The organism is Ureibacillus thermophilus (assembly GCF_004331915.1).
Taxonomy (GTDB): Bacteria; Bacillota; Bacilli; order Bacillales_A; family Planococcaceae; genus Ureibacillus; species Ureibacillus thermophilus.
In genome coordinates, this window is record NZ_CP036528.1 from 2,588,608 (window position 1) to 2,601,583 (window position 12,976).

The 12,976-nt window shown below is 39.7% G+C and carries 13 protein-coding genes; 7 read left to right on the plus strand and 6 right to left on the minus strand.

Features of this window, described 5'->3' with window-relative positions:
- Positions 1 to 201 precede the first annotated feature (201 nt).
- From bioD to DKZ56_RS12950, 5 genes are all read left to right on the plus strand, one after another.
- A complete protein-coding gene (gene bioD / locus DKZ56_RS12930) occupies positions 202 to 903 on the plus strand; it encodes a dethiobiotin synthase (RefSeq protein ID WP_208650356.1) in 702 nt (233 codons plus the stop codon).
- Positions 875 to 2,245 carry an adenosylmethionine--8-amino-7-oxononanoate transaminase gene (gene bioA, locus DKZ56_RS12935; RefSeq protein WP_208650357.1) on the plus strand — a complete coding sequence of 457 codons (1,371 nt, stop codon included), beginning with the start codon at positions 875 to 877 and terminating at the stop codon, positions 2,243 to 2,245. Before bioD ends, bioA begins: the two co-directional genes overlap by 29 nt.
- Entirely contained in the window at positions 2,242 to 2,820 is a 579-nt protein-coding gene (locus DKZ56_RS12940; protein WP_208650358.1) for a biotin transporter BioY, read from the plus strand. The genes bioA and DKZ56_RS12940 overlap by 4 nt, the downstream gene beginning before the upstream one ends.
- Positions 2,817 to 3,815: a biotin synthase BioB gene (gene bioB / locus DKZ56_RS12945; protein ID WP_208650359.1), complete on the plus strand. Its 999-nt coding sequence runs from the start codon at positions 2,817 to 2,819 to the stop codon at positions 3,813 to 3,815. Before DKZ56_RS12940 ends, bioB begins: the two co-directional genes overlap by 4 nt.
- Before the next feature lie 298 nt (positions 3,816 to 4,113).
- Positions 4,114 to 4,407 carry a hypothetical protein gene (locus DKZ56_RS12950; RefSeq protein WP_208650360.1) on the plus strand — a complete coding sequence of 98 codons (294 nt, stop codon included), beginning with the start codon at positions 4,114 to 4,116 and terminating at the stop codon, positions 4,405 to 4,407.
- Positions 4,408 to 4,528: 121 nt separating this feature from the next.
- On the opposite strand, the gene DKZ56_RS12955 is transcribed toward DKZ56_RS12950, so the two are convergent.
- Positions 4,529 to 5,107, minus strand: coding sequence for a nitroreductase family protein (locus DKZ56_RS12955; RefSeq protein WP_208650361.1), 579 nt, complete (start codon positions 5,105 to 5,107; stop codon positions 4,529 to 4,531).
- Positions 5,108 to 5,224: 117 nt separating this feature from the next.
- Between DKZ56_RS12955 and DKZ56_RS12960 the strand changes: the two genes are divergently transcribed.
- Positions 5,225 to 5,788, plus strand: coding sequence for a glutathione peroxidase (locus tag DKZ56_RS12960; protein ID WP_208650362.1), 564 nt, complete (start codon positions 5,225 to 5,227; stop codon positions 5,786 to 5,788).
- 246 nt (positions 5,789 to 6,034) lie between these two features.
- Here DKZ56_RS12960 and DKZ56_RS12965 read toward each other — a convergent pair whose 3' ends face one another.
- The 5 genes from DKZ56_RS12965 to DKZ56_RS12985 all read right to left on the minus strand — a co-directional run bounded on the left by DKZ56_RS12965 (position 6,035) and on the right by DKZ56_RS12985 (position 10,836).
- Positions 6,035 to 6,847 carry an ABC transporter ATP-binding protein gene (locus DKZ56_RS12965; RefSeq protein ID WP_208650363.1) on the minus strand — a complete coding sequence of 271 codons (813 nt, stop codon included), beginning with the start codon at positions 6,845 to 6,847 and terminating at the stop codon, positions 6,035 to 6,037.
- On the minus strand, positions 6,847 to 7,878 hold the full coding sequence (locus DKZ56_RS12970) for a FecCD family ABC transporter permease (RefSeq protein ID WP_208650364.1): 1,032 nt from the start codon (positions 7,876 to 7,878) through the stop codon (positions 6,847 to 6,849). Before DKZ56_RS12970 ends, DKZ56_RS12965 begins: the two co-directional genes overlap by 1 nt.
- Positions 7,875 to 8,912, minus strand: a complete 1,038-nt coding sequence (locus DKZ56_RS12975) for a FecCD family ABC transporter permease (protein ID WP_208650365.1) — start codon at positions 8,910 to 8,912, stop codon at positions 7,875 to 7,877. Before DKZ56_RS12975 ends, DKZ56_RS12970 begins: the two co-directional genes overlap by 4 nt.
- A 1-nt stretch (position 8,913) precedes the next feature.
- Positions 8,914 to 9,963: an iron-siderophore ABC transporter substrate-binding protein gene (locus DKZ56_RS12980; RefSeq protein WP_208650366.1), complete on the minus strand. Its 1,050-nt coding sequence runs from the start codon at positions 9,961 to 9,963 to the stop codon at positions 8,914 to 8,916.
- A 213-nt stretch (positions 9,964 to 10,176) separates the two neighbouring features.
- On the minus strand, positions 10,177 to 10,836 hold the full coding sequence (locus DKZ56_RS12985; RefSeq protein ID WP_208650367.1) for a hypothetical protein: 660 nt from the start codon (positions 10,834 to 10,836) through the stop codon (positions 10,177 to 10,179).
- A 268-nt stretch (positions 10,837 to 11,104) separates the two neighbouring features.
- Between DKZ56_RS12985 and brnQ the strand changes: the two genes are divergently transcribed.
- The gene (gene brnQ / locus DKZ56_RS12990) at positions 11,105 to 12,436 is read left to right on the plus strand and encodes a branched-chain amino acid transport system II carrier protein (protein WP_208650368.1); all 1,332 of its coding nucleotides are present in this window, start codon (positions 11,105 to 11,107) and stop codon (positions 12,434 to 12,436) included.
- Positions 12,437 to 12,976: the final 540 nt, after the last annotated feature.

A 12,976-nucleotide genomic window follows, 5' to 3' on the forward strand; every position in this document is an offset into this window, starting at 1 on the left:
AAAATTTTAACATACCTATAGATCAAAATCATATTTTATTTTTATTCCAAAAGAATTACCCAAAAGGCATTCAATAGTCTCACTCTCCCCCTCGAATATACTGAATTCAACCAAAAATCTAAAAATATGGTTTACGGAAAAAATAAATTGTGTTAACTTATATATTAAATTAGTTGACACAAAAGATAAGAAGGTGATAAGTTGAACCATTTTTGGGTCGTCGGAACAGACACAGATGTCGGAAAAACCTTTATTACAACATTAATGATGCGTTATTTGCAAAGAACAGGATATAAAGTCGTTCCTTATAAGCCGGTTCAGACGGGTGAGGTCAAAATTGGGGATAAAACCTACTATTACGATACAACTACTTACTTAAATTATAGTTTGCAACCATTGTCACCTGAATCGATCAATTCTTATTCTTTCCCTGTCCCCGCCTCTCCCCATTACGCAGCAGAACTTGAGGGAGAATGGATCAGTGGAGCAACGATACTCAATAAAATCAATCAATTGATGAAAGAATATGATGCTGTTATTTGCGAAGGTGCCGGAGGGCTTTATGTGCCTCTGCAGCCCCATACTACTTTGACCCTGCTGGACATCATACAGCGCTCGAAACTGCCGGTCGTATTAGTAACACACCCAAAACTCGGCACGATCAATCACACATTATTATCCCTCGGAGCTCTAAACTCAAGAGGAATTGAAGTGCTTGGAATCGTCATCAACCGATTCGGACATAGTCCAATCGAAGAAAATAATATTCAAACTTTGCAACGTTTTATTCCTGATAAACCCTTTGTCGTTGTTGAAGAAAATAGAACAATTGATAGTTTTGATGAAGAAATGATTTTTGAAAGGCTGATTAAGCGTGATTTACTCAGAACTTCAGAATCTTGATCTAAAACATATTTGGCATCCTTGCTCCCAAATGAAAGACTATGAAACTTTCCCTCCTATCGTCATAGAGCGCGGCGAAGGAGTGTGGCTATACGATAAGCAAGGAAACCGTTATTTGGATGCGGTTTCTTCCTGGTGGGTCAACTTGTTTGGACATGCCAATCCGCGCATCAGCAAGGCAATCGCTGATCAGGCAAAAAAATTGGAACATGTCATTTTTGCAAACTTTACCCATGAGCCGGCCATTCATGTAGCAAAAAAGCTTGTGGATAAAACACCCGATGGATTGGAAAAAGTATTTTTCGCCGATAACGGTTCATCCGCCATCGAAGTCGCGCTAAAAATGAGTTTCCAATATAGAGCCCAAACAGGACAACCGAATAAACAACGATTCTTGACTTTTACCAATGCCTATCACGGAGAAACTCTTGGAGCATTATCCGTCGGAGCAGTCGACTTGTACAACAAAGTATTTGCACCCCTTCTTTTGAATGCAGTTCGTGCAGAAGGACCGAATTGTTACCGCTGTCCTTTTAAAGAAGATCCAAGTACTTGTGATGCTCCCTGTGCACTGTTTGTTGAAGAACAATTCGAAAAACATGCGGACACCCTTTCCGCCGCCATCATCGAACCGTTGATTCAAATTGCAGGAGGCATGAATATGTATCCTCCAATTTTCCTGAAAAAATTGAGATCCTTATGCGACAAGTATGATGTGCATCTCATTGCAGACGAAATCGCAGTCGGCTTCGGAAGAACAGGTACATTGTTTGCATGTGAACAGGCGGATATTACTCCGGACTTCCTCTGTTTATCAAAAGGCATTACTGGAGGTTACTTGCCCCTTTCAGCAGTGTTGACGACGAACAAAATTTATTACGCCTTTTATGACGATTACGGCACGATGAAAGCTTTCCTGCATTCCCATAGCTACTCCGGGAATCCGCTTGCATTGCGCGCCGCCCAGGAAGTGCTTTCCATCTTTGAAGAAGAGCAAGTGTTAGAGAAAATATCTGTCAAAGCGAATCTATTAAACAAACTAGCCCACGAAGCCTTCGATTCGCTTCCATACGTCGGTGAATACCGGCAAACCGGATTTGTCGGAGCAATTGAACTGGTTGCCGATAAAAATTCGAAAACGCCTTTCCCCAGCGAAGAGCGAATCGGCTATCAAATATATAAAAGAGCATTAAAGAAGGGGATTTTGCTCAGACCCCTTGGCAATATCCTATATTTCATGCCGCCATATGTCATTTCCGAAGAAGAAATAGAATGGATGGTTGAAACGGCAAAACAAGAAATCGTGGAATTTTTCAAAGAGAAGAGGGTGGGAATTCGATGAGAAATTCGAAAGTTTTTTCACTTGTATTAGTGTCAATTTTTGCTGCACTGACAGCGATCGGGGCTTTTATCAAAATACCGCTGCCGGTTGTGCCCTTTACATTGCAAATTGTCATCGTCTATTTGGCCGGGTCCATTTTGGGCAGCAAAAGAGCCTTGCAGAGCCAATTGGTTTATATCCTCGTAGGTTTGGCAGGACTTCCGGTCTTTACGCAAGGTGGAGGCTTTACCTATGTATTGCAGCCCACTTTCGGATATTTGGTCGGTTTTGCTGTGGGCGCTTTTGTGATTGGCTACATTATCGAACGTGGAGGGGAAGAGCCTTCCCGCCTGCGGTTCGTCGTTGCGAATTTGGCCGGCACTTTCGTCATTTACGCCATTGGTGCACCATACGTTTACTTCGCTTTGAATTTCTGGCTTGATATGCCGACAAGCGCATCGAAAGTATTCATGATGGCCTTTGCCAGCACGGTGGGGGTTGACATTGTATTGGCTATATTGACGGGACTTTTTGCAAAAAGAATTTACTTTATTTTGAACAAAAAAATGATGAATGTATTGGAGGTAACGAAATGAAATGGCAAACTTTGGCCCAGGAAGTCATTGACGGAAAAGAACTTTCAAATGAAGAAGCGATGTCGATTTTAAACGCGGACGATGATGAACTTCTTCCATTATTGCATGGAGCTTTTACTATTCGTAAACATTATTTTGGTAAGAAAGTAAAGCTAAACATGATTATGAATGCAAAAAGCGGGTATTGCCCAGAAGACTGCGGCTACTGTGCCCAATCTTCAAAATCAACTGCTCCTATTGAAAAATATCCTTTTATTACAAAAGAAGAAATTTTAGAGGGTGCTAGAATTGCTTTCGAAAATAAAATTGGCACGTATTGCATTGTTGCAAGTGGCCGCGGTCCAACGCGGAAAGATGTCAATGTCGTAAGCGAAGCAGTGAAAGAAATCAAGGAAAAATACGGCTTAAAAGTATGTGCTTGTTTAGGGATATTAAAAGAAGAACAAGCAGAACAGTTAAAAGAAGCAGGAGTGGACCGTTACAACCACAATATCAATACAAGCGAACGACATCATGAATTCATTACAACAACCCATACGTATCAAGATCGCGTGAATACAATTGAAATCGTGAAAAAGCACGGTCTTTCACCATGCTCAGGTGCCATTATTGGCATGAAAGAAACGAAACAAGACGTGATTGATATTGCCCGTGCTTTGCGGGAACTAGATGCCGACTCGATTCCAGTAAACTTTTTGCATGCTATTGAAGGAACGAAACTGGAAGGTACAAACGAATTAAATCCACGTTATTGCTTAAAAGTCCTTGCCTTGTTCCGCTACATGAATCCAACGAAAGAAATTCGAATTTCCGGAGGACGCGAAGTGAATCTCCGCTCTTTGCAGCCGCTCGGATTATATGCGGCAAACAGCATTTTCGTCGGCGACTATTTGACAACGGAAGGGCAAGAAACAAATCAAGACTATAAAATGCTGGAAGACTTGGGATTTGAAATCGAGTTCACTGAAAAACAGCAAGAGCTTTTGAATATATAAACTCAGAATCATCTCCCTCCTATTACACCCCTTCTTTCATGGTCGGAGATTTTTATATACAGTGAAAGAAAAACGCTTTTCAGCGGTCAAGAATTCAGGTGGATGCTTGACCGCTTTTTTTATTGCTTCTAAAGCCGGCACAACCCTTTTATAGCGGTAATTAATAAGCCCCCTCAAATTATAAAACAACTTGAAGTTGCAATCTTCATCATGTGCATTTCTTCTATTTTACTTACAGTTACTTTTTTAAAATTAAAACATATAATACAAGAGATAATTGGAGCAGGGGGAGCGGAAGATGAACAATGAATTTTACCCTATTTTTCGACCGAATCCAGAAAATCAGACGCCACCAAACAAAACTGGCAATAATTCATTCGAAATCAGACGTATAAAATTATCTTTATTTGGAAATATTATACAAATCGTAGGAGCAATAATCTCAACTTATGCACAAATCATGGCACTTGAAGATCTTCAATCCCACCAACCATCCAATGACCCATACGATGAAAGAATCAAGAAACTTGAAAGTCAAATTCAATATTTGACAAAGGAAATTGAAAAACAGAAAGATAAAAAGTCTTATTAATGAAAAAAGCTTGCAAAATAAGTCCAGTCGACTTTCGCAAGCTGATCATTTCCATCATAAAAGATTCCGATATTTATACTTCTCAACTCCAGATACTTCCCCTGAATCAAGGCTCTCAACTTTATTTAATCACAATGAGTTTCTTTTCTGCCGGAACAATTTCTTTTTCTTTTAATGGCTGCGCCTGTTTGCCAAAAGGCATTTGAGCTATGAGCTTCCAACTTTTTGGTACATTCCATTCAGGTCTAATATTCACTTCCATATGTTGAAGGGATGCAGCATAGCCTACCGATTCCAAACCTGTCCAAATTATATATTGCAGCATGCCTTGGTTTTGTTGAGACCATTCCTCAAATGCATCATGGAGATGAGGCATTTTTTCCTGGAACCCTTCAATCACTTCCCTGTCTTGGAAAAATAGAATCGTCCCATGCCCGTTGCGGAACCAATTAATTCTTTGTTCTGTACGGGAAAAATCCCCCTTGTTTTTCTCGCGGGCTATTTTTTCTGCATCGTTCCAAAGTTCTTTATGATGTTCTCCAAATAAAATGACCACACGTGTTTCTTGCCCGTTGAATGCAGTTGGTGCATGATTTAATGCCGACTCTGCAATTTCAATTACTTTTTCATCCGGCACTACAGCTACATCTTCCAATGCATGAATGGACCGTCGATTTTTTACTGCTTCAAAAAATTCCATAAAAGTTACCTCCTGCTCCCTTTTGCCCATATTGAACCGGGGCGTGTTTGTCGAACTTTTATATTTATTATTATATAATAATCAATGAATAGAAATAATTGAGAAGGTGATTTCATCATGTCAATTTATGATTTTCTTGTAAAAAAACCAAATGGCGAAATTTTATCGATGTTAACATATCAAAATAAAACAATTTTAATTGTCAATACCGCAAACCACTGCCGCTTTACCTATCAATTTGAAGATTTGCAAAGACTCTATGAAAAGTTTAAAGACCAAGGTTTTGTTATTTTAGGTTTCCCAAGCAATCAATTTGCAGAGCAAAACCCTGAAGACGGAACGGAAACAGAAAAAATGTGCAAAATGAACTTCGGTGTAACATTCCCGATTTTTGAAGTAATTGATGTGAATGGAGAAGATGCACATCCGCTTTTCCAATACTTGAAGGAACAAGCAAATTGCCGGGAATTTGGCATCGACTTTGAAGAAAAAATGCTGAAATCCAAAATTCAGGAAATCCATCCACATTTTCTGGATGGCAAAAACATTCGTTGGAATTTTACCAAATTCTTGGTAGATGCAGATGGACAAGTACTGAAACGCTTTGAACCTACTGATTCCATCATCGATTTGGAAAATGCGGTGGAAGAAGCGTTAAAAACGGCTTCAAATATCCAATAGATGAAAAATAAGCGAACAAAGAAAGCTATTAGGTTTTCTTGTTCGCTTTTTTATTTAGTTAGGCATTTAATCGGGCTTTCATTTTCTTGATATCCGCCAATTCGATTCACGTATCAGCCGCTTTTAAGAAGATATCCGCCATACTCTCAGACTTATCCGCCAACCCTAAGAAACGCACAATCAGCAATTCAAAAAAATGAACCGCCAGAAAGACGAAATCTTTCCAGGCGGCTGCAAAAACTCCTCTTAACAATTCACCAGATGATTATGATATCTTCCAATAGGCACAATGGATGGGGAATGGGAAACCGGATCTTCAATGACCGTGCAGTCGAGTCCAAAAATGTCTTTGATCAATCGGCTGTTGATCACTTCTGACGGAGTCCCTTCCGCCACCAGCTTCCCTTGCTGAAAGGCAAAAATATGATCCGCATAACGGGCTGACAAATTAATATCATGGAGCACCAATACGATCGTTGTGCCCCGTTTTCGATTCAATTCTGTCAACATATCGAGTATTTCCACTTGATACGTAATATCCAAATAAGTTGTCGGCTCATCCAAAAACAGTATATCCGTCTGTTGAGCAAGGGCCATTGCAATCCATACCCGCTGTCTTTGGCCACCGGAAAGCTCATCGATATATCGATCCGCCAACTCTGTGATGTTCATGATTTCCATCGCTTCGCTGACCGCTTCATCATCTTTTTTCGTCCATCCTTTTAAAAACGAATGGTGCGGGAATCTTCCCCGACCGACCAAGTCAACAACGGTAATTCCCTCCGGAACAATGGGTGATTGCGGCAAATATCCTAACACACGAGCCAATTGTTTCGTTGGAATTTGATGAATCGGTTTCCCATCCAGCATCACTTGGCCGCCAGTCGGTTTGATTAATCTTGCCATCGTCTTTAACAATGTCGATTTGCCGCATCCATTCCCGCCGATGATTACGCTGATTTTATTGCTGGGAATGGAAATGGTCACATCTTGCAAAACGGTCTTTTTATCGTAACCTGCATAAAGATTTTCCGCTGTCAGCACGTGTGTAGGAAACATTACAAACCACCCTTTCGATTCAAACGGACTAATAAATAAAGCAGATAAGGTGCTCCAAGCACTCCTGTAATCACCCCTGCAGGATATCTCGCTTCAAAGGCATGTTGACCGATTAAATCCCCAGCCAACACCAGAATGACGCCGACGAGCCCTGCCGGAACAATATTGGAATAGCCGGAACCCATGATGCGATTGGCGATAGGCCCCGATAGAAAGGCAACGAATGCGATCGGCCCTGTAGTGGCTGTAGCTATCGCAATCATCATCACAGAACTGATAATCAACACAATTCTGGTTAAATTTACGTTCACACCAAGAGATGTGGCGGTTTGATCTCCCAGCTCCAACATTTCCAATCGCCTTCCGTAAAACATTAAAATCGGACTAAAAATACTTACGGTAATAATCATTGGATAAAGAGTTTCCATTTTTAATCCGTTTAAACTGCCGCTCAGCCAGCGTAATGCTGTCGGCAAATCGTGCTGACTTCCAATCAGCAACAGATAGGAGATGACGGAATTGAGCATCGCCTGTATTCCAATACCAATCAGAATCAATCGTCCAATGGAAAAAGAATTTCCCTTAGCCAGTACATAAATGACTAAAACCGTATACAAACCGCCAATTACCGCAGCAATTGAAGTCATTGTCAGACTTGCATGAAGGATGACGATGCAAAAAACTGCTGCAGCGCTTGCCCCTGTTGTAATGCCAATGACATTCGGATTGGCCAATGGATTCCTGAGCATCGTTTGGAACACATAGCCCCCCGCTCCAAAGGCGAAACCTGCAAACAGTCCAGCCACCATCCGAGGCAACCGAATCGTTCCAACCGCAAAGGATGCGCCCTTCACTTCTTCGCCGAGAAGCACCCGTATGACATCTTTTACAGGATAAATGGTATTGCCGAGCATAAGCATCAAACAACACAGGGCAAATGAAATCAAACAAAGCAATGATGTCATAAGCACAAAGCGGCGAAATCTTCTTGATCGGGCTGTACGAATTAACTGCAATGTTTCGTTCATCATATTTCACGAACTTTCGCTTTCATTGTAATGAATATTAAAATCGGGGCTCCGATAAAGGCTGTCACAACGCCAACCTCCAATTCCCCAGGACTTCCCAATATCCTGCCGCATACATCGGAAAATGTTAAGATGATGGCTCCTGTAAGGGCAGACATGGGGATAACATATCGCATATCAGGTCCGATGATCAATCGAATGACATGTGTTGCGAGCAGACCGACAAATCCAATCGGCCCTGCGAGAGCTGTTGCAGCACCACACAATAATACTCCGCCAAATGCGGCAAGGAGCCGAATGAACCCAATCCGTACACCTAAACTTGTCGCAACCTCATCCCCCAATAGCAACGCATTCAACGCAGGAGCAGTAACGAGGGCAATGATTAGTCCAGCCAACAAAAATGGAAGAAAAATCGCAATGGAATCCCAAGTGCCGGAACCGACGCTGCCCACTTGCCAAAAGCGGAACTGATCCATGACATTGTTGCGTGGAATCATAATGGCCGATACAAGCGAAGACAGTATGGCGCTTGTCGCGGCCCCAGCCAATACGAGCTTCAATGGTGTTGCACCACCGCTTCCCATTGAACCGACCGAATAGACGAATATCGCAGTGATCATCGCTCCAACAATGGCAAACCAAATATATTGGCTTGCAGAGGTGATATGGAAAAATGCAATTCCACTCACGACAAAAAGGGCTGCTCCCGTATTCACTCCCAAAATGCTCGGATCCGCAATCGGATTACGGGTAACCGATTGCATTAAAGCTCCCGATACTCCCAGAGCGACCCCGCACATGATGCCGAAAATGGTGCGAACAACCCTTTGCCTTACAACATTCGCTTCATGGGAATCCACATTCGAATGGAATAATCCATCCATTATATCCGTCCATCCGATAATGCGGGAGCCGAAAAGCAAGGAAGCAATGATGCAAACACCAAGCAATATGATCAAAACAATAAACAAGGTAACAATTTTTTTCGGGATGAGGATTTGACGTTTTTCTTTCAAAACGGATTCTTTCATCATATCAATTTAGCTTTTTAGCCGCTTCCGCCAATAAACTTAGGTATTCATCAATGGTGTACGCAATGGAAAGAGGATTCGGATTGCCGGCTGCCGCCAATGGTGTATTATCCCCGATGACTACAACCGCACCTTTTTGAATCGCAGGCACTTTTCCTAAAATCGGATCATTTTGAAGAGCTTTTAATGTGTTTTCATCTCCGTATGTTACGATGATATCCAAATCATTCAGCGCGTCTGCATTTTCCGCACTCATTTCAATATAGAAACTGTCCTGATCGCCAAATAATTCTTTTAGACCTTCCGGATATTGCATACCCAACTCCTCAAGGAATTCCCCGCGAGGATCTTGGGTTGTATAGATGTAGAATTTTGATAAGTCCGCTGCACTGATGGAAGCGAAAGCAGCTTTTTTGCCTTTGATTTCAGGATATTGGCCTACTTTTTCTTGGATCAAGTTTTCAGTGTCTTTGATTAATTGCTTACCTTCTTCCTCCATGCCCATTCCTTTGGCGTTATATAAAATTTGATCTCTCCAAGAAATCACCCATGGAGTTTCCGGATAAGCGACAACCGGAGCAATTTGGCTTAAAAGATCATATTCTTCTTGTGTAATACCGGAATAAGCTGCAAGGATTACATCCGGTTCAGCATCTGCAATGGCTTCGAAATCAAGACCATCTGTATCTTGGAAAATATTTGGACTTTCAACGCCAAGTTCTTTTAATTTTTCTTTTGTCCAAGGAAGCATACCGCTGTCATCTTGAACTCCGTAGTTAGCAGCTGAGAAACCTACTGGGACAACCCCTAAAGCAAGAGCAACATCATGGTTCGCCCAAGAAATCGTTACAACACGTTCTGGCTTTTCTTCAATTACCGTTTCACCAAAAGCATGTTTAATGACGATTGGATATTCAGTACTTGATTCACTATTTTCTGTGCTAGATTTTGATTCTTCTGATTTGTTGTCATCGGATTGTTCTGAACAACCGACAAGGACTAATAATAAAATCAATGCAAAGGATAAAACGGATAAATATCGCTTAAAATTCATTGTCTTACACCTCTTAGTTTGTTATTGATAATAATTCTCATTCGCAATATAAAATATATATTTAATATAATTGTTTGTCAATCTCTTGTTTAATCTTCTATAATAAAAAATTTATTTCGTTTTCCTTTAGATAAAAACCATCATTAAATTATACTACAAATAAAAAACACCATGCTGAAACATGGTGCCTAAAAGTATGTATTAACAAGTCCATCAAATATGGCCAATATCCAATACAATCACTGGTTGCTCATCTTTTAAATAGAAAACGTCAAAAACTAGCTTATTTTGGAAAAAAGCTAATTTTACTGATTGTTTATTATGTTGACTTTGTTCAAAATATTTCTTTTCCAATAATGGAAAATCCTTTAGTAATACATAATCAATATCTAAGATACGGCACAAGTTGATTAACTCAATTAATGTTTTCAATTCAATTCCTTTGTGTTGATATTCCTCATTCAGAGAAATTTCATTAACTAAGATAAATTTTAAATAATATTCATCCAACTCATTATGGAAATGTCCGGAAAAAGTATAAATCATACGATATTCTTCTTCAGAAAAACCACTTGCTACAGATAATAATTCAGGAGGTTTAAGAAAATAACAGTTATATATTTTAAAATAAAGATATCCGATTGTTTGTGCTCCTTCATTCATTGAAATGATACTTGCCCATCCGTTGATGATTGGAAATTGGGGATTCGTTTCCATCGAAGTATCAATTCGAATAAAACTATTTTTATATTTTTCAAATCCGATATTTGTCTGCTCCCCCCATAAATACGGGTTGATGAAGGAACTGTCCTTCTGATTTTGATCTTTTTGTTTCTTCTCAAAATTGTTAAAATCCTCATCCCAAAATCCCATACAACCAACCCCTCCGCATATTATACTAACACAATATCACGAACAAAAGTTCTTGTAAAGTTAAATTTTATACAATTCTCAATTTTCTGATTTTTAAACATTCAGGGTTACTTAAATTAATTTGTTCGAATTTCCCAAATAATAAAAATATTAATAATTTCAAACCAAAAGTAAAAATTTCATATTTTTCTACTTTTCCAATTTGCATAGATTCCTTTTATAAAAGTTGATACAATGGGGCATATTCACCAAAGAAGGAGCATGATATATGAAGAAATCCAGTTCATTTTCTACCTATGCGGTTATTGGTACGATGCTGTTTGGGATGTTTTTTGGAGCGGGGAATTTAATTTTTCCAATCCAAATGGGGCAGCTTGCCGGTACAAATTTTTGGCCAGCTTTAATTGGATTCCTAATTACCGCCATTGGACTTCCATTCTTAGGAATTGTCGCATTTGGCCTATCCGGCAGCAATAGTTTGAGGGAACTTGCTGGACGAATTTCTCCAATTTTTGGCGTTACTTTTGCTATTGCCCTCTATTTAACAATCGGCCCATTCTTTGCCATTCCAAGAACCGCAACCGTGCCTTTTGTTGTTGGATTTGAACCATATATCCATCCTGGATACAGCACTTTATATTTAGGCATTTTCAGTTTTGTGTTTTTTGCTATTGTCTATTATTTTTCATTAAATCCAGCAAAAATTGTGGACTATATAGGAAAATATTTAACTCCTGCCTTTTTATTATTCCTTTTCGTTTTAATCGTGATTGCCATTATCAAGCCGATGGGCACATTCCAGGAACCAACAGGTGATTACAGCAATCTTGCGTTTATTACCGGATTTAAAGAAGGCTATAATACAATGGATCTTCTCGCATCATTGGCATTTGGAATTGTTGTTATTAATGCGATTAAAGGTCGGGGAATCACGAATAAAACAGAAATTGCCAAATCGACTCTGAAAGCTGGCGTTTTTGCCATGGCGCTAATGGCTCTTATTTATGGACTTATTACATATATGGGTGCTTCCAGCGTTTCCGCCATCGGAACATTCGAAAATGGAGGCCAAATCTTTGCAGCTGTTGCGCAGCACTATTTTGGTGACTATGGAGCCATCCTACTTGCCATTATTATTGTTCTTGCTTGTTTAAAGACAAGCATTGGGCTCATTACATCATGCAGTGAATTTTTTAATCAAGTGTTTCCGAAAATCAGCTACAAATGGTTCGTATTGATTTTGTGTCTCGTATCATTTACGATTGCGAACTTTGGTTTGAACAACATTATTCAATTTGCCATACCTGTTTTAATGCTTTTGTATCCTTTAGCTATTGTGCTTATTCTATTAACTTTATTTGCTCCTTTATATGGTAGCAAGAGAAGTGTCTATGCTTCCGCCATGATTTTCACATTCTTTGTAAGCTTCTTTGACGGTTACAGCACGCTTGTTGCAAGCCTGCCAGGTGCAAGTGTATCCATATTTGATTCCATCAAAACTTTCTATTCCAATTATTTGCCTCTTTACGACCTCGGCCTCGGATGGATGCTTCCAGCCGTGATTGGAATGGTTATCGGGCTCATTTGGCCTAAAAAATGAGGCTGGGACATAAACAAAAAATTAAAGGGGCAGTTGAAAGAGTTTTGATAAAAAATTGATATAACTAAAAATTGATTGGAGTGACGGGGCGACTCCTGCGGGAACAGCCCGTGTCTCGAGACACCGCAGGAGCGAAGTAATGAGCTCCGAGGAGGCTCGAGCCGGGCCCGCGGAAAGCGTCCCCGGAACGGAAATCAATTTTAATAACATATCAAAAAAACATCATTTTCTCCTTGGAGAAAATGATGTTTTTTTAGATTTGTCCCAGCCTCATTTTTTCTAATAAAATCCAAATTTCAAATTGAAATATAGTCGAGTATAATTCTTTGTTACAATAATTAACCTTTACAGTTTATTTCAGCATTCTAATTATAGGACAATTCATTGGAAAAAAACTTAAAAGAAATGACTAAAAACAAAAATCAAAAAGCTACTCCATTTCCCGATTTCCACCTGCAAAACGGGAGATGGAGTAGCTATATATTTGACAATCCCCTTCACCCAATTACATATTCAATAATTTAAAATTTCTATATAATG